This is a genomic window from Chryseobacterium sp. HNCC26DJ239 (assembly GCF_057180445.1).
Window position 1 is genome coordinate 264117 of the sequence record NZ_JBXUGJ010000004.1, and the last position, 17954, is coordinate 282070.

19 protein-coding genes are annotated in these 17954 nt (G+C 34.4%); 8 read left to right on the forward strand and 11 right to left on the reverse strand.

Translation table 11 applies throughout. The annotated features are described in order from the left end of the window. Positions 1–4: 4 nt before the first annotated feature. Entirely contained in the window at positions 5–1162 is a 1158-nt protein-coding gene (locus AC2A1D_RS10345; protein WP_484043559.1) for a pyridoxal phosphate-dependent aminotransferase, read from the forward strand. Positions 1163–1288: 126 nt separating this feature from the next. Here AC2A1D_RS10345 and AC2A1D_RS10350 read toward each other — a convergent pair whose 3' ends face one another. Next, positions 1289–1789, reverse strand: a complete 501-nt coding sequence (locus AC2A1D_RS10350; protein WP_484043560.1) for a DUF6646 family protein — start codon at positions 1787–1789, stop codon at positions 1289–1291. A gap of 35 nt (positions 1790–1824) precedes the next feature. Beyond that, positions 1825–2007, reverse strand: coding sequence for a hypothetical protein (locus AC2A1D_RS10355; protein ID WP_484043561.1), 183 nt, complete (start codon positions 2005–2007; stop codon positions 1825–1827). 220 nt (positions 2008–2227) lie between these two features. Here AC2A1D_RS10355 and AC2A1D_RS10360 point away from each other — a divergent pair, with 220 nt between their 5' ends. From AC2A1D_RS10360 to uvrB, 4 genes are all read left to right on the forward strand, one after another. Further along, complete coding sequence (locus AC2A1D_RS10360; RefSeq protein WP_484043562.1) at positions 2228–2599, forward strand: BlaI/MecI/CopY family transcriptional regulator; 372 nt, start codon at positions 2228–2230, stop codon at positions 2597–2599. 2 nt (positions 2600–2601) lie between these two features. Next, positions 2602–4434, forward strand: a complete 1833-nt coding sequence (locus AC2A1D_RS10365) for a M56 family metallopeptidase (RefSeq protein WP_484043563.1) — start codon at positions 2602–2604, stop codon at positions 4432–4434. Between the two features lie 227 nt (positions 4435–4661). Continuing rightward, on the forward strand, positions 4662–5168 hold the full coding sequence (locus tag AC2A1D_RS10370) for a hypothetical protein (protein WP_484043564.1): 507 nt from the start codon (positions 4662–4664) through the stop codon (positions 5166–5168). 88 nt (positions 5169–5256) lie between these two features. Next, positions 5257–7248, forward strand: a complete 1992-nt coding sequence (uvrB, locus tag AC2A1D_RS10375; RefSeq protein WP_484043565.1) for an excinuclease ABC subunit UvrB — start codon at positions 5257–5259, stop codon at positions 7246–7248. Here the strand turns inward: uvrB and AC2A1D_RS10380 are convergent. The 6 genes from AC2A1D_RS10380 to AC2A1D_RS10405 are packed head-to-tail and all read right to left on the reverse strand — an operon-like array spanning position 7245 to position 11981. After that, a complete protein-coding gene (locus AC2A1D_RS10380) occupies positions 7245–8003 on the reverse strand; it encodes a lipopolysaccharide kinase InaA family protein (protein WP_484043566.1) in 759 nt (252 codons plus the stop codon). The two genes, uvrB and AC2A1D_RS10380, sit on opposite strands and share 4 nt — an antisense overlap. A gap of 33 nt (positions 8004–8036) precedes the next feature. Beyond that, a complete protein-coding gene (locus AC2A1D_RS10385; protein WP_484043567.1) occupies positions 8037–9074 on the reverse strand; it encodes a glycosyltransferase family 9 protein in 1038 nt (345 codons plus the stop codon). A gap of 54 nt (positions 9075–9128) precedes the next feature. Further along, positions 9129–9347, reverse strand: a complete 219-nt coding sequence (locus tag AC2A1D_RS10390) for a DUF3820 family protein (RefSeq protein ID WP_484043568.1) — start codon at positions 9345–9347, stop codon at positions 9129–9131. 3 nt (positions 9348–9350) lie between these two features. Then, a complete protein-coding gene (locus tag AC2A1D_RS10395) occupies positions 9351–10439 on the reverse strand; it encodes an AI-2E family transporter (RefSeq protein WP_484043569.1) in 1089 nt (362 codons plus the stop codon). Between the two features lie 8 nt (positions 10440–10447). Further along, positions 10448–11176, reverse strand: a complete 729-nt coding sequence (locus AC2A1D_RS10400; protein ID WP_484043570.1) for a beta-carotene 15,15'-monooxygenase — start codon at positions 11174–11176, stop codon at positions 10448–10450. A gap of 58 nt (positions 11177–11234) precedes the next feature. After that, positions 11235–11981 (reverse strand): hypothetical protein, encoded by a 747-nt coding sequence (locus AC2A1D_RS10405; protein WP_484043571.1) that lies wholly within the window; start codon positions 11979–11981, stop codon positions 11235–11237. A gap of 80 nt (positions 11982–12061) precedes the next feature. Here AC2A1D_RS10405 and AC2A1D_RS10410 point away from each other — a divergent pair, with 80 nt between their 5' ends. Both AC2A1D_RS10410 and AC2A1D_RS10415 read left to right on the forward strand, forming a co-directional pair. Next, complete coding sequence (locus AC2A1D_RS10410) at positions 12062–13006, forward strand: aminodeoxychorismate synthase component I (protein ID WP_484043572.1); 945 nt, start codon at positions 12062–12064, stop codon at positions 13004–13006. Beyond that, the gene (locus AC2A1D_RS10415; RefSeq protein ID WP_484043573.1) at positions 12990–13616 is read left to right on the forward strand and encodes an aminotransferase class IV; all 627 of its coding nucleotides are present in this window, start codon (positions 12990–12992) and stop codon (positions 13614–13616) included. Before AC2A1D_RS10410 ends, AC2A1D_RS10415 begins: the two co-directional genes overlap by 17 nt. Here the strand turns inward: AC2A1D_RS10415 and AC2A1D_RS10420 are convergent. The 3 genes from AC2A1D_RS10420 to AC2A1D_RS10430 all read right to left on the reverse strand — a co-directional run bounded on the left by AC2A1D_RS10420 (position 13611) and on the right by AC2A1D_RS10430 (position 16530). After that, positions 13611–13853 carry a hypothetical protein gene (locus AC2A1D_RS10420; protein ID WP_484043574.1) on the reverse strand — a complete coding sequence of 81 codons (243 nt, stop codon included), beginning with the start codon at positions 13851–13853 and terminating at the stop codon, positions 13611–13613. The two genes, AC2A1D_RS10415 and AC2A1D_RS10420, sit on opposite strands and share 6 nt — an antisense overlap. A 2-nt stretch (positions 13854–13855) precedes the next feature. Further along, complete coding sequence (menD, locus tag AC2A1D_RS10425; RefSeq protein WP_484043575.1) at positions 13856–15526, reverse strand: 2-succinyl-5-enolpyruvyl-6-hydroxy-3-cyclohexene-1-carboxylic-acid synthase; 1671 nt, start codon at positions 15524–15526, stop codon at positions 13856–13858. A 113-nt stretch (positions 15527–15639) separates the two neighbouring features. Further along, positions 15640–16530, reverse strand: coding sequence for a zinc-dependent peptidase (locus tag AC2A1D_RS10430; RefSeq protein ID WP_484043576.1), 891 nt, complete (start codon positions 16528–16530; stop codon positions 15640–15642). A 445-nt stretch (positions 16531–16975) separates the two neighbouring features. Here AC2A1D_RS10430 and AC2A1D_RS10435 point away from each other — a divergent pair, with 445 nt between their 5' ends. Then, positions 16976–17926: an isopenicillin N synthase family dioxygenase gene (locus tag AC2A1D_RS10435; RefSeq protein WP_484043577.1), complete on the forward strand. Its 951-nt coding sequence runs from the start codon at positions 16976–16978 to the stop codon at positions 17924–17926. Positions 17927–17954: the final 28 nt, after the last annotated feature.

Genomic DNA, 17954 nt, shown 5'->3' on the forward strand with positions numbered 1-17954 from the left:
AAAAATGTTTACAAACAACTATATTAATTTTGAAGCCCTAAAAAGAAAGGCCTACAACGGAAGATGGGCAACTTTGGAAGAAGGAATTATCCCTTTAACAGCGGCAGATCCAGACTTTAGAATGTCTCCTGCAATTGAACAAGGAATTATTGAATACATTAAAGACGGATACTTAAGTTACGGTCCTTTTTCTGGACTCCCAGAGTTTAAAAAAAGTGTTTCTGAACATTTCAACAGTGGTAAAAACGGAAGTTTTACTCCCGACAATGTTTTGGCGGTAAACAGCGCTGCAATGGGAATGTACATGGTGGCAAAATATGTTTTGAACCCAGGAGATGAAGCCATTATTTTCGACCCGGTAGATTTCTTATTTAAAAAAACCGTTGATGCGGTTGGTGGAAACATCAAACTTTGCGCTGTAGATTCTAAAACCGGCGATATCGATTTTGATATGTTGGTTTCTTTAATTGGTCCAAAAACCAAATTAATCAGCATTTGCAACCCGCACAATCCGGTTGGAAGAGTATATTCTAAAGAAATTCTAAAGAAAATATCTGAAATCGCAGCTGCGCACGACCTTTGGGTAATGAGCGACGAAATCTGGAGCGACATTGTGTACGACAACATTGAATTCAACACCTACTCTTCTGTTTCTGAGGAAGCTAAAAAGAAAAGCTTTACGGTTTTCGGGTTTTCAAAATCGTTTGGAATTGCTGGTTTAAGAATTGGCGCGGTTCTTTGTAATGACCAAGATTTATTGGATGATTTTACAGAGAAATCTCAGTTTAATTCTACTATTGAAGGCGTTTCTACATTATCACAAATTGCAGCAAGCGTTGCGATTGACAAAGCGAAACCTTGGTTTAATGATTTCTTAGGTCATCTTCAAAGCAATAGAGATTTTGCATACAATACCTTGAAAAACTCAGGCATTCTAACGCCAAATTTCCCTGAAGCAACTTTTGTAATTTTCCCTAAAATTGAAAACGGAATGACGAGTGAAGCATTTGCTCAGCAAGCATTGCAAAAAGGAAAAGTTGCCATTGTTCCAGGTTCGGAAAGATGGTTCGGAAAAGGCGCTGAAGGACACATCAGAATTTGTTTCTCTACTTCGCAAGAAATTCTTGCAGAAGGATTGGATAGAATTTTGAAAAGTTTTTAAGCTTAAAAACTTAGTCTCAGCGGCGGCTTCGCCGCCGCTGAGACTTCAATAAAATATTACTTGATTTATCAAACCAAAAAAGCGATTTCAAAATTTGAAATCGCTCTTTATTATATGTTTAAGATTCTATAAATCGAATGCAACTCCTGCCAAAACTGCAAATTGATTATTCAGAAGTCTGTATGTGTCAGAATTTGTGTTGTATTTCGCGATTGGAATTTGGAACTCTGTGAAAACTCCGAACCCTTTTTTGAAGAAATATCTCGCTCCTGCGTGTGCGCCAAAGTTTTTCAATCCTAAATTAAGACCTGGATACACATCGAAATTTGCCGGTAAACCAATCACTTCGCCAAGATGTGCATTCGCTCTCGCTTTTAAATCAAAACGGTGTTCAACTCTAGATTTTTCGCCATACACTTCAGAAATTCCTAAAAGATAACCGGTTTGCAAACCAATTGAAAAGCTATCTCCCAAACCGTAATCCAAAGAAGTCATAATCCCGGTTCCGCCGCTTTGGAAATTTGCTCCAATGTCTAATTTCAAGTCTCCTTTTCCAGAAAAAGCGTCGTTTTGTGCGCTTGCAAAGCCACCAATAGCAATAGTCATTGCTAGAAATAATTTTCTCATTTGTTATTTTTTGAAGCTGCAAAGATAAAAAATTATTATGTTTTGTTATTTCGATTCATCCAATAAAACATTCCGAAGAATAAAATTCCTGAAAAAACACTTTGAACAGCCACTTTTATGAGTGATTCTTTATCTTCTTCATTAAAGAAAAAATAATTAATAATAAAAAGCAGAACGCTATAAACAACACACCCTAAAAGTAATTTTCTTGTTTTCAATTGTTATATTTTTTTCAAAGACAAATATAGAAAAACCACATTCGTCTATAAAAACATTCATTAAAGTTCATTTAAAAACAGTTCACAAAGCGATTTAACACTGAAAACAAATCATTTACAAAAATATTTCTCAAGTAAATTCTAAAAAATAATCACAAAAATATTTGTTTGGTTAGATTTTTATTCTACATTTGTAGAACAAAATATAAAATTGTAGAACATGAAAGAAATAAAACTTACAGATTCAGAGAAAACACTCATGGAAATTCTTTGGGCAAAAGAAAAAGCATTCATGAAAGACATTTTGGAAGCTTACGACGAACCGAAACCCGCTACAACAACCGTTGCAACTTTGCTAAAAAGAATGCAAAACAAAGATTTAATTGGTTTCACTTTGTACGGAAACTCGCGAGAATATTACCCAAAAGTGGTGAAAGGAGAATATTTCAAAGAAGAAATGACTTCTATGATTGACCGTTTTTTTAACTCATCTGTTGCACAATTTGCTTCGTTTTTTACCTCAAATTCGAAACTTTCACAGAAAGAATTAAAAGAACTACGAGACATTATCGACAAGCAAATAGAAGAATAACCATGGAAACCATCATCACAAAAATTATTATTTGCTCCGGCGTTTTGCTCGGTTTATATTACCTGTTTTTAGCCAAAGAAAAAACGTTGGTTTTCAACCGATTTTACTTAATTTTCTCTTTAATTTTCTCGGTGGCAATTCCATTTTTCACGATTCAAGCACCGGAAATTAAGCAAGAAAAGGCGCCCATTATTTTTGAAGAAGCTCCTGTTGAAACCGTTTTAATTAGCCAAGAAACACCCATTCAAAGTGTTGATTACAGCCAAATTCTATTATATCTCTACGGAATTATCACCGCAATTTTATTGGTAAAACTGATTGTTTCTTTCATTAAAATCAAAAAATTAAAAGGAAGAAAAATGGTGTACAAAAGCAGAAATTTGGTTCTTGTAGAGAAAGATGTGGCGCCGTTCAGCTTTTGGAAAACCATTTATATCTCAGAAAAGTCTTTTGCAGAAGGCAAAATTGATGACCAAATTTTCCTTCATGAAGAAATCCACATTAGACAAAAACACTCTTTAGACCTTTTGTTGGCAGAAGTTGTAAAAGCGATATTTTGGTTCAATCCGTTTGTGTATCTCTACAAAAATGCCATCGTAAGCAACCACGAATTTCTCGCCGACGAAGAAGTAATCACCAAAAATAAAAACATAAAAAACTATCAAGAACTGATTTTAAAGGAGGTTCTAAAACAGCAAAATCTTTCTCTTACGCATCAGTTTAATTTCAACAACACTAAAAAACGATTTATTATGATGACAAAACAAAATTCAAAATTTGCTAAGGCAAAAAGATTTCTGGCAATTCCGGTGTTTGCGCTTGCTGCACTTGCTTTTGCGGAGAAAGTCTATGGAAATGACACCATAAAAAACACTCTTTCAGAAAATACAATTGTTGAAAATACTACAGATGCGGAAAATCCAAATGCTTATTCTGAGTACATCAAAATTATGCAAAAGTATTATCGTTTTATTGATGAAAAAGATTATCGTGGTTTTAATCGTAATCTTTCTCAAAGTGATAAAGCAGAGCTTTTTAAGCTATATAATGAAATGTCATATTTTCAACAAGACCTTGTTCCTGTTGCTTTTAAAGAAAGAACATGGAAAACACCTAGAAAACCAATAACAGACGAGATTATAGAAAAATATCAGGATGAAAAAAAATACTTAATAAGAATTGATGGAATTCGCATTAAAAATTCTGACTTGCGTAATTACGACAAGAAAAATCTCGCAACCTTTTTGGAATTACACACAGACCCCAAAAGAAATTTAGAACAAGATTACGTTATTATCTTTTTTACTGAAGAAAATTACAAAAAGCGCTACAATCAAAAATATATAGAAACAAGTATAAGATTTAATGAAAACACAAAACCAGCAATTCTCGATACTATCGTTCCTAAAAAAACTGTCGAAGCAAAAATTAGCACAAAAAACAATTCAGTAGAAAAAACAAAATCTGTAACAGATGTAGCCATTGCAACTCCACAAGCAGACAATACTGAAAAAACTCCTGCAGAATTTCCAGATGGAATGGACAATTTTAGAAGGTCTATTGGAGAAAATTTTAATCATGCTCGATTTGAGAAAAAAAGTGGTATAATCTCGACCTCGGTTATGATTAGCATTGATGAAAATGGAAATACAACGAACGTTACTGCCACAGGAGATGATCCCGCTTTTAATGAAGAATCTGTGAGAACTGTAAAATTTGTCACGAATAACAAAACTTGGAAACCCGCAACAGAAAACGGAAAACCGGTAAAAAGCGTGTCCAAACTTCCTCTAAAAATAATGTTTGCCAACCAAGCACCTACAAAAACACAATAACCATATCGAAGCCGTAAAGTTGATTCTTTGCGGCTTTTTTTGTGAATGCTAAAAAACTAGCGATAAATAAACAAAAAGTTCCCGCTAAAAGGATTAAAATCATTATAAAACTAAAGCGTTCTAATTTTTTTGAACGCTTTTGGGTTCAAAAAAATTATACTAAATTCTTCTTTTTAAGCTATAAATGTTAATAATATCTATTTTTGTGTCTAACAAAAATTTTTCAAATGAAACTTGAAGAAAATGAAACTATTCTTGAAGAGATTCATCATTCAAATAAAATTCCATTAAGGTTGGAAGATATGTTAACTATACCCTTTTTCACAGTATTTGCTTTCATTTTTGTTTTGGTGACGAGCAATATAACTCACAATAAAGATGTCATTTATTACTTTCTCTACCCAATTGCTACGGCATTTGTCGTAATGATGACAGTTGGTAGAATTTTTCTTCGGTGGTTTAAAACCAAAACAAGGAGGTTTTTTCTTTCAAATAAAAGATTAATCTTTTCAGACAAAACGGGCAAAATAATAGATAAATCTTTCCCTTTAAAAAATTTAGAAATAAGTTACAGAGAAAATCTAAATGGTAATGGATACATAATAATTGGAAAACCAGAACCACTTTTTCAGGGCAGAGGTATTAATTTTTTTGAAGATTCTGATGTCATGTATAATGTAAACAATGTAAAAAAAACATTTGATAGAATTTATTCTGAAAAGACTCTGTTGTAATTTTTATTTTTAATTCAGTCTGACTTGATTTTTAAAAAGTTCATCAAACCAACCTCTCCCTCAAACTTTTATTTCCTAAATTTGTTCAATGCAATTCAAACTTCATTCAGAATACAAACCAACAGGAGATCAACCAACTGCCATTCAAAAACTGACAGAAGGGATTGAAATTGGCGAGAAATTTCAGACACTTCTTGGGGTAACTGGCTCAGGAAAGACTTTTACCGTTGCCAATGTCGTCAATAATGTACAAAGACCAACTTTGGTTTTGGCTCACAACAAGACTTTGGCGGCGCAACTTTTCATGGAATTCAAAGAATTCTTCCCAGAAAATGCGGTAGAATATTTTGTAAGTTACTACGACTATTACCAACCAGAAGCCTACATTGCAAGCTCCGGAACATACATTGAAAAGGATTTGAGCATCAACGAAGAAGTTGAAAAACTAAGACTTTCGGCGACGGCAAGTTTGCTTTCCGGAAGACGCGATGTTTTAATTGTAGCTTCGGTTTCTTGTATTTACGGTATTGGAAATCCGCATGAGTTTCATAAATCATTAATTTCTCTTGAAATTGGCGAAAAAACAACTCGTACAGCACTTCTTCATTCTTTGGTCAGTGCATTATACGCAAGAACTTTAAATGAATTTCAAAGAGGAACTTTCCGTGTGAAAGGCGATGTAATTGATGTTTTCCCGGCGTATGCAGATAATGCGATAAGAGTTCAGTTTTTTGGTGATGAAATTGAAAAAATTCAAAGTTTTGACCCTGTTTCTGGAAATGTAACGGCAAATTTTGACCAGATTCAAATTTATCCAGCCAATCTTTTTGTGACCTCCAAAGAAACTTTAAATGGCGCGATTAGAGAAATTCAAGATGATTTGGTGAAGCAGGTAGATTTTTTCAATTCAATCGAAAAACCTTTAGAAGCTAAAAGATTACAGGAAAGAACAGAGCTAGACCTCGAAATGATTAAAGAATTGGGGTATTGCTCTGGAATTGAGAACTATTCTCGCTATTTAGACGGCAGAAATCCGGGCTCTCGACCCTTCTGTTTGATTGATTATTTCCCGAAAGATTTTCTCATGGTGATTGATGAAAGCCACGTAACTGTACCGCAAGTTCATGCGATGTACGGAGGCGACAGAAGCCGTAAAGAAGCTTTGGTTGAATACGGTTTTAGACTTCCTGCAGCGATGGATAACCGACCTTTGAAGTTTGAAGAGTTTGAAACCATGCAAAATCAAGTTATTTACGTTTCGGCAACTCCGGCTGACTATGAACTTGAAAAAACCGGCGGAATGTACATCGAGCAAATTATTCGACCAACCGGACTTTTGGACCCGATTATTGAAGTACGCCCTACTTTAAATCAAATTGATGATTTAATTGAAGAAATTAACAAACGTGCAGAAGCCGACGAAAGAGTTTTGGTAACGACTTTAACCAAAAAAATGGCGGAAGAACTCACGAAATATTTTACCAAATTCGGAATCAGATGTCGCTACATTCACTCGGATGTTGAGACTTTGGAGCGTATCCAAATTATGCAAGATTTACGTTTAGGTTTGTTTGATGTTTTAATTGGGGTAAACCTTTTGAGAGAAGGTTTAGACTTACCAGAAGTCTCCTTAGTTGCCATTCTTGATGCCGACAAAGAGGGAATGTTGCGCAGCAGAAGGTCGATGATACAAACAGTTGGTCGTGCCGCAAGAAACATTAATGGTAGAGCCATCATGTACGCTGATAAGATTACAAAATCGATGCAGGCAACTTTAGACGAAACCGAGTACAGAAGAGCCAAACAAATAGCTTATAACGAAGAACACGGTAAAGTTCCGACAGCATTGAACAAAAAGATTTCTGAAAATCTTGTCGGAAGAAGCAAAGATTTCCCTGACGAAAAATATACGCAGAAAGAAATTGCGCAGAAAGTTGCAGAGACAAAAGCTACTTATTCTTCTGAAGATGTAGAAAAAATCATTCTTCAAAAGCAAAAAGAAATGGAATCTGCTGCAAAAAGTTTAGACTTTATAAAAGCGGCAAAATTGCGTGACGAAATTGAAGCGTTGAGAAATTAACGAGGAAGAAGGTATTTATAAAACTTAAGTACCTTTTTTATTTTTCTTTTACGAACCATACCATTAATAGCGCCGTTAATTTTACCAGAACAATATTCGGGAGTCGATTTTACTAATTTTGCGTACTCATCTCCGATCAACGCAATCACCTCTTTATCAGATGTTAAACGTGCAAAATTCTTCAATCTTTTTTCAAGATTCATCTCATGAAAATTCATTCTATTGAGATCCACCATGTAGAAATTGTTTACGCCGTTTTCGTTTTTAATCATGAAATTTCCGGGTGCGTTGTCTAAAAATTCAATGCCCTGTTCATGAAGTTGAAACATTAATTGCGCATATTTTCTAATGATTTGCTCTCGGTCTGGAAAAGAATGATTTACAATTACTTCCATTAAAGTTGGGCATTCTTCCAATTGTCGGCTCACGTAATAGCTGGAAGTAAGTCCCCAAAAGTCAAAATTCTCGATGTAAGCAATGGGTTCTGGTGTATGAAAACCTTTATCTAAAAGCATTTGCGCATATTCAAAAGAGCGTTTTGCTTTCGATTTTCTGTAATATTTATAGACGTGTCTATTGATGAAATTATGCTGTTTGAAAGATTTAAAATTAAATTTTTCCGCATCAATTGCAATTACTTTTACCACATTTCGGCTTCCGGGACCAATAAGAGTTCCTTCGTTTTTAAAATTCTTTAAAACGTTGATAATGTTAGGTTCAAGATGATGATAACCTTCAGCATAAAAACTCTTCATAAGCCTAAAATGTAAATTTAAAGTAATAAATTCTTAAAGAATCTTTTTTAACAAATTAATAATCTCATCCATCGAAATTTCGTTGGTATTTACAGAAAAACTTCCGTCGTTGTATGGTTTATAAACCGCTTCTTCTGTAATCATAAACAAACCAACAGTTGGCGTATTTACGGCACTTGCCAAATGCATTACGCCATTATCTGCCGCAATAAACACTTCGCAATTGGCGATAAAACCTCCCATTTCTCGAATATCTTTGCTGTAGAACGATGGAATTTTGAAATTCAGTTTTGAAATATTTTCTACTGGTAAAAGTTCAACAAAATTATAGTTTGGAAACTCTTTTTCAAGTTTTTCGTAGAAACTATGCCACCATTCTTCAGAGTAACATTTTGCTCCTGTTGCATTGGTGAAAAGACAAACAGATTTTTTATCATTTTTAACCAAATCATGAAGCTTTCTCTTCCCTTCTTCCCTTTCTGCATTGCTTAATTCAATACTTAAATCAGGGATTTTAGTATCATTTCCCTTGATATCAATCTGCTGTAAAAACTCTCTTAAACTATAAATAGAATTTTTCGCAGCATGACGGTAATCTGAAATTTGAGCAGCCGTTTCTTCATTAGATTCTCCAAAAACTTTGTATTCTGAACGAGCCATTGAGGTAGACAATCTTCCAGAAGAAGAGCCATAACTTGCGTTTATAACCAAGTCGTATTTTCTACTTTTCAACTGATACCAACCTTTTATATACTGAAATAAATTACTGAAAGGCTTTTTCGGAAGTTGAATAATACGGTCGATATTTTTATAGTTTTTGTAAATAATAGGCGTAATTCCGCCCTTTACAAAAAGGTCAACTTTTGCATCTGGAAAAGTATTGATAACTTCCTGAACCAAAGGCGAAAGCAACAACAAATTTCCCAACCTATGATTCGGTCTGGAAATCAATATTTTCTTAATCGGGATATTTTTCTGAGTAATAACTTCCGTATGAGATTTACCAATATTTTTGGTAAGACCTCTCATTAAAGACCTTCTGGCCGCATTTATTTTTTTAGGTACTTTCATTTAGAAAAATAAAAACATCTAGCAAAGGTCGGAAATAATTTTGAACGAATCTAATTAATTTCGTAGAGGTCGCAGTAATTCTGTTAAACCATTAATTTTTATTTCATAAATCGTAGAAAGTTGCATCCCCAATTTTCCGGGAGGCATTCCTTTTTTGTACATCCATTCTAAGTAAGAAACGGGCAAATCGGCTAATATTTTACCTTTATATTTTCCAAACGGCATTTTAACCACGCAAATCTCCTGCAATATTTCAGGTCTTAATCCTTCCATTTATTATGATAATAAGTCTATATCTCTTTCAAATTCTTCTTTCTGGTCTTTTTCCGACAGGATGAGCTCATTACCGCTTTCAGAAAATTCATTTCGATATACCTGAATAAGTAAAACCGTGAGAGAAACCATAATTGGCCCAAAAATAAGCCCCATAAAACCGAAAAGATTCATCCCCATGATAATTCCGAAAACGGTATTAAGCGGATGTATATCTTCTAATTTTTTTAGTAAAGTAAAACGAAGCAAATTATCGGTAAGGCCAACAACAATAGCGCAATACGCAAGTAACCCTACTCCAGAACCTGTATTTCCTTCTGCAATCATAAAGACTACAATCGGCACATAAATAATAGCCGCTCCAACAACGGGAATCATCGAAGCCACCGCAGTTAAGGCAAACAAAAGTATCGGACTTGGAGCACCGAAAATATAATATCCAATTAAAGCAACAATACCCTGTCCGAGAGCTACAACGGGAATTCCGATTGCATTTGCCATGATAAGTTTTCGCATTTTCTCGCCAATCATAGCTACATTAGCTCTCTTCAGAGGAGCAGAAGAAGTAAGAATTCTTTCAAAAAGCCTTGGTTTTTCAAACATAAAATACAGAATAAAATACATAGAAATTACTACTGTAAGTGTATTGAAAGTTCCACTCAATGCAGAAGTAGAATATTTTCCGGCTGTTTCTTTAAGTTTTTTTAAATTTTCTTTGCTTAAAAGATCTACATGAGTCTTAGAATAAACAAAATCATGTATTTTATCTACAAATATGTTGAATTTTTCCATGTAAGCTTGTGCGTTTCCAAGCTTTTCAATAAGCAAATCTATGATAAAATATAACGGAAGCACAATAACCACAAGACTTGCCAACATTAATACCAACGCAGATGCCCAAGGTTTCCATTTTTTTTCTTCCTGGAGATAAAAATTGTACTTTCTACACACCACGTAAATGGTGATTGCTCCTAAAACAGAAGGTATGAAAAGAGCAAGATTAAAACATATTAAAGCAATCATCGTGATAATGATTGCCAACAAAAAAACCTGTTTAATTTTTGTCTCGCTAATTTGCTCGTTGATATTCATTGTAGTTTTTATTTATAAATCTGTCGAGGCTTTCCGCAGTATGCACAATACGCAGAATACATCATTACATAGATAAATGGAATAGTAAAAACTATACCAATACAACAAAGAATAATCCCAGAAATTGCTATTAAAATTCCCAAAATTCCAGTTCCTAAGAACACACCATAATTCTCTTTAGTGATATTAAAGCTTTTCGACAGTGCATCTACCGCCGATAAGTTTTCAAATAAAAGAAAAGGCATACCCAAAATCAACAATGGAAAAACAAAAAAAACAGGAAGACCACACATTAATGCAGAAATCCCTAAAATTATACTAGAAATAAGCCCATACAAAAGAGTTTGCCCTACATTTTGTCTAAAGCCTATAAATAAATCAGCAATCTCAATGGTTTCTTTATTGTTGTATTTATTCGCTATATACAGCAATCCTAAATGTAGTGGAGTAAGCAAAATACTCACCAACGTACTTGAAGAATAATATATTCCTGAACCTTCTTGTTGCCATACCCTAGAATCAGAATTCCGGAAAGTACTCCAATCCATCGTATTATTCATCCAAAATCCAAAACCACTTATCAGCTGTAGTAAAGTATCTAAAGCTATATTAATGATTACCGCAACAAGCACATACACGAAAATACCTTTATACATTTCGAAAGCGTGCGAGATAATAGAACCACTATTTCTTTCAGGTGTTGTTCCCTGTTGATCAAATTCGTCGAATTGAGACATCGTTATTAATATTTATGATGACTCAAATATAATTGTTTTTTAGCACAAAATATTTCTATTACGACGCTTTCTCTATTTTATCTTCAAAAAGTGAGGTATAAAGTGAATAAATCATCGCATTCCAAAATGGAAATGTGAAAAGCGCACCTACAAAAAAGACAGCGAAACCAGCATAGCAGAAAATAAATGCCACCAACACAGAAACGAAAATTTCAATAAAATTTGTTCTTAAAGCATTCCAACCAATGGCTAAAATCTCAAATATACGTTTGTTTTGGAAGAACATTAATGGCGCTGCAAAAATCGTTAACATCACCCAAATAATCGGCAGAATGATGGTCTGGGTAATAAAAGAGTAAATTAACACCCAAAACATAAAGAAGCTGATAAATTTGAAGAAATTAATACCATTGTATCCTGCAAAAAGATCACTAATTTCAATATTCTCCTTCAAATCTATTTTTTTATAAATCTGAAAAAAACCAATATTTAAAGGGTAAAGAAATATTCTCACGCCCATCATGGCAAACATAAAATACTGGAAATTTACAGTATCTGTTATTGTTGCAATCGCTGTTTTAAAATCATCAATTCCACTTGGTCCGGCTTCTTGATAATCCAAAAAAGCACTTTGGAAACCTTCAAACAGTTCATACTTCATTCCGAAATAATAAAAAACTGTCATAAAAATTCCAAAATATACAATAGAAAACATGATTTGAAGACCTAGAGTTTGGCTCCAATAAGAAAATGCTCTCTTTAAAATTAAATCTAGTCCCTGTTTCTGGGGATATTGCTGCTGCATTGAAAATATTTTGTGCAAAAATAGTCATCAATAACTATTTTTGCGGAATGTTTTTGGCAAATCATAAAAATTTTCAAAGAATGGACGAACTTTCGGCTCAGAAGGTTCCCTTTTTTTTCGTGACCGACTTCCTCGCTGAAACCGTTTTGGTGTACACCGAAGACGAATTAAAAAAAGAAGGCTTATTAATTGATTTTCAACTATTTTCAAACATCAAAAAGAAACATGATTTAGCTAAAAAAACAGAATGGAAATCTTTTCCAGAAACACTGGAAAGCTTCAAAAAAGGTTTCGACCATGTGCAGAGCAACATCAAACTAGGAAATTCTTATTTAACCAACTATACCCGAAAAACAAAAATTGAAACCAATTTGAGTCTGAAAGAAATTTTTTATCATTCTCAGGCTAAATACAAGGTTCTGTTTAAAGATTTTTTCGTATTTTTTTCTCCGGAAACTTTTGTAAAAATCATTGATGGCGAAATCTACACCTATCCTATGAAAGGAACGATAGATGCCTCCATAGAAAATGCAGCAGAAGTTTTAAAAAATGACCCAAAAGAAAAAGCAGAACACTACACTGTGGTCGATCTTTTACGAAACGATTTAAGTATGGTGGCAAACAACGTAAAAGTTGATAAGTTTCAGTATATCGATTTTTTGAAAACGAAACAGAAAGACCTTTTTGCGATGAGCTCGGAGATTTCCGGAACCTTGAAACCGGAGTTCGAAGGAAAAATAGGAAGCATTTTGCATCAGCTTTTACCTGCGGGATCAATCTTAGGCGCACCTAAGCCTAAAACTCTAGAAATTATTTTGGAAGCAGAAGGCTTCGACAGAGGATTTTACACAGGAATTTGCGGCTGGTTTGATGGCGAAAACCTAGACAGCTGCGTGATGATACGATTTATTGAAAAAGACGGCGATGAGCTCTTTTTCAAAAGCGGTGGTGGAATAACCCACATGAGTAAACTTGAAGACGAATACGAAGAAATGAAAAACAAAATTTATGTCCCAATTCATTGAAAGCATTAAAGTAGAAGATCAGGAAATTTTCCTTGCCGATTTGCATCAAAAAAGAATCAATGATACTTTTTCGCATTTCGGAAAAGCAGAATCTATCGATTTGCAAAAGATTTATAAACATCTTGAGCATGATGAAGACGGCCTTTTCAAACTTCGAATTGTGTATGATCTAGATAAAAGAATTCGTACACAGCTTATTCCGTATGCGATCCCTGAAATTCAATCTTTTCAGTTGGTAGAAAACAACAGCTACGATTATTCTTTCAAATTTGAAGACCGTAAAGAGCTGGAAAAGATGAAGATGAAAGCCAAAAGCGAAGAAATCATCATCGTAAAAAACAATCACATTACCGATACCTCTTTCTCTAATATTTTGTTTAAAAAAGGTAAAGATTGGTTCACACCCACAACTTATCTTCTGAATGGCGTGCAAAGACAACATTTGCTGAAAACCAAGAAGATAAAAGAAGCAGAAATCACTTTACAAAACATTAAGGAATTCTCACATTTTCAATTGATTAATGCGTTAAATGACTTCGATGATATGTTTATCTATCCGATTGCAAAGATTACCAATCTTCCGGGAAATGAGGATTATTTTGATTTATAATTCTTCTTGTTGTTTTTTAATTAATACAGAATAAAGAATAAGCAGATAAAACGAAAATAAAATACCAAAGCCGATTAAAGCTGCTTTTAAATGCATTTTAGATTCTTCTTGCATTAAACTCTCCCAATTATTGTATGTCATTAAAAAAGAGCATAACACGGGTAACAAACCAATTATTAATGATGACTTTTGGTCATTTTTTAAGACACTAAATCTTTTAATAATTTTTTTAATCATTTCTACTGTATAAAATTAAAATACGCCTTCAAAATATCTGCATTGCCTTTTCCGGCGGTAATTACTTCTAGAATTTTTGGTTTTACATCTGCTTTAAAGAAGTTTTCCATCACGCGGTCGAGTGTCATTTCGTCTTCAACTTTGGTGTAAGAAAACCCAAAATGTTTTGCCAAAAACTCCATGTTTTTATAATGTTTTGTGGCGATAAACTCGTCTAAAGCATTAGAATTTGCATTTGAAGGACCAGGAATAATCCTAAAAATATTTCCTTCCATATTATTAAAGATAATAATCCTGGTAAATGGCGGAATATATTGGTTCCACAAGCCATTAACATCGTACATAAAACTCAAATCTCCAGTCACTAAAACAGTCGGCTGGTTGCTTTTTATGGCAAAACCCATTGCGGTAGAAGTACTTCCATCAATTCCGCTGGTTCCTCGGTTGCAGAAAATCCTGCGTTTTCCTAAATCGAACAACTGCGCATATCGAATCGCCGAAGAATTACTAAAATGCACACAATAATTCTCTGGAATACTCTGTGTAACTTTATTAAAGAAATAAAAATCTGAATACTCGGCGCGGTTTAGGAATTGCTCGTGTTTTGCATCTTTTTTATCTCTTAAATTATCCCACAGATTATAAAAAGGTTTAGGCTCAAGATTTACAAAACTTAAAAGTTTAGCAAAGAAAAGTTCTGGCTTTATCTCAACTTTTTGCGTTAATGAAAAATAAGTATCGGGTTGCCAAACCTCATCCAAATGCCAATGTTGCTTAGGATGTGCTTTTCTTAAAAACTGCTTCACCCTTTTGGATACTACATTTTGCCCTACAGTAATCAAAAGATCGGGTGCATACTGTTTATAATCTTCCTCTGTAAAACTGGTAATATATCTATCAATATGCTTGAAAAATTTCTCGTGATAAAGATTAGAATTCGCCTCACACAAAACCACAACCGTATGATTTTTAACCAATTGCGTTAATTGATTTTCCAATTCTGGGCTATAATCTCTTGTTCCCACAAGAATCATGATGCGTTGCGACGTATTCCAATCTGCAACGAGATTGGAAGGAATATCGTATTCTTTGTGACGAATTGTATGCTCTACAGACGGAAAAGTGGGCAATTCGGAAACCAAATCATACAAAGGTTCTTCCAAAGGAATATTGATATGAACGGGACCTTTCTTTTCAAAGCAAAGCTCAATGGCTTTTTTAATAGTTTCGGCGTTTAAGTTTTCAGCATTTTCTTTTGAGTCTTCCAACAATTGAAAATCCCCATAAGAATGTTGATGAAAAAGGTCTTTCTGACGAATGGTTTGCCCATCGAAAATATCGGTATAATCTGTTGGTCTGTCTGCCGTTAAAATCAACAAAGGAATATTCGAATAAAACGCTTCTGTAACTGCAGGATAATAATTAGCTGCTGCTGAACCACTTGTACAAGTAATTATCACAGGTTTTTTCTCGCTCATTGCCATTCCCATTGCTACAAACGCAGCGCTTCTTTCATCTACAATACTGTAGCATTTAAAGCTGTCGGTTTCAGAGAAATGTATAGCCAAAGGAGCGTTTCTAGACCCCGGCGAAATGACAATATCTGAAATTCCGTACTGCTGAAGAAGATGCGCAAGAACCTGCACACTGCGTTTAGAAGAATATTTTTTCATTTGAAAATTTCCATTTTGTTTAAAGACCGAAAATTTCTGCCTTTAGATGATACGTTTAGAAAAAGACATTTCAAGAACGGCGTTTTCGTTGCACAAATTTACTCCTTTATCTATTAACTCTGAAACCAATCTTGTCTATAATTAATCATCTTTTTTACAATATCGTAAAGTTCAGGAAACGCAATTCGTAATTGGTCAGGAGTTTCAAAAAAATGTTTTAAGATTACTGAAGTAAATTCGTTTACACTCGTAAAAGCATAATTCCGAAAATAGCTGGAGTTCACAATTTTTCTGCATTGTTCCTCATCAGAAAGAATATCTTTTATCAGAAAAAAACCTTTTGAAAAATCTTCTTCGGCAACGGTTTTAGAAGCATCTCTTTTTCTTCTGGAAGCTGAAAGTATGGCATGTGTAAACTCATGGATTCCAAGATTATAATTGCTGGTATCAAACCTTATCCCTTCCAAAAAATTCTTCCAAGAGAAAACCACCACTTTTAATCCGGGATTAAATTCCCCAAAATGTTGATTCCCTGTAATGCTCGACACATAGTAATCTGGATACACCAAAACGGTACGAAAAGAATCTACAAAACAGGCATTCATCCCAAAACTTAGCTGCGTATAAGATGCCGCAATCATAATTTTTTGCTCCTCTCCTACATAAAAACTTTGTCTGCCTACAATAGGATATTTCTTTAAAAAGCTCGCCACTCGATGGTCAAAACTATTCTGAAAATAAGGACTCAATCTTCGGTAAAAAGAAAAATGCTGCGCAATAATATTTTTTTCTCTCGTAGAAAGCTTCCTCGGAAACAGATGAAAATGAATGTATTTCGGAATTCTTTCAAGATATCTTCGCCCCAAATCTATCCCAAAAAACAACACCGTTACGGTAAGCGAACAAGCAACCAAGAATACACTTTTGGTAAGCCAATAATAGAAAGCCGAGAAACATATAATGCCTAAAATCGCTCCGGGTGTACTTTTGAAATATCTGTTCATTAAAATTAATGTTAACCAAAAATATTAAAATTATTGCGATTCAAACCAAGGACTTTGAAGAAAGTAATGGCGCGAGCGAAGCGAGCGTCGAAACAGTTAGTAGTAACATCATTGCCTTCAAAAGTGCTTTCATATTTAAAACTCTGAAAGTCTTTCAAAAAATTTCACATTCTAAAAACCCAGTTTTCTCAACACTTTTTTCCCTGTCATAAACTGAGTTTCTACGGCGAAGTCAATTTTGAGGAAGCCGGAAACCTAATCTTTAACACAAAAGTAATTCTAGAGAAGCTGGAAACTGAATTTCTAAAACAAAGTCAGTCTTGGGGAAGCCGGAAACCGAGTTTTTGGGGAAAACTACTTTTTAAGACGAAAAAATGTAACACCATCACACAAAGGATTGTACACAAAATTTCTGTACATTTGCTCCACGTAAAATTTCTATAAAATGGATAAAATACCTAGTGTAGACCTGCGTGATTTCCTTTCGGATAACCCGGAACGCAAACAGAAATTTGTAAATGAAATCGGAAAAGCTTACGAAGAAATTGGTTTTGTTGCCTTAAAAGGTCATTTCCTAGACGATAAGCTTGTGAGTGAATTGTATGGAGAGGTGAAAAACTTTTTTGAACTCCCCGTGGAAACTAAACAAAAGTATGAGATTCCCGGTATTGGCGGACAAAGAGGTTATGTTGGTTTCGGTAAAGAAACCGCAAAAGGATTTAAAAAAGGTGACTTGAAAGAGTTTTGGCATTTCGGACAGTATGTTTCGGATGATTCAAAATACAAACAAGAATATCCTGATAACGTAATCGTTGAAGAACTTCCGAAATTCAACGAAGTAGGTAAAGAAACTTACCAAATGCTTGAAAAAACAGGGAAATATGTTTTGAGAGCTTTAGCTTTATACCTTGGCTTAGACGAGTTTTATTTTGATGATAAAATCGCAGAGGGAAATTCTATCTTAAGACCAATTCATTACCCTCCAATTACCCAAGAACCAGATGATGCGGTAAGAGCTGCAGCTCATGGAGACATCAACCTCATCACTCTTTTGATGGGTTCTCAAGGGAAAGGACTTCAGGTTCAAAACCACAACGGCGACTGGATTGATGCAATTGCAGAGCCAGACGAATTGATGATTAACGTTGGTGATATGCTTTCCAGACATACCAACAACAAGTTGAAATCAACGATTCACAGAGTGGTAAACCCGCCAAGAGAATTATGGGGAACTTCAAGATATTCTATCCCTTTCTTTATGCACCCAGTAAGCGAAATGTCGCTGAATGCACTAGAAAACTGTGTAGACGAAAACAATCCAAAATTGTATGAAGACACGACAGCAGGAGAATTCTTACATGAAAGATTAATCGAACTAGGATTAATAAAAAAATAAACAAAAACCGCTCTTCTGGAGCGGTTTT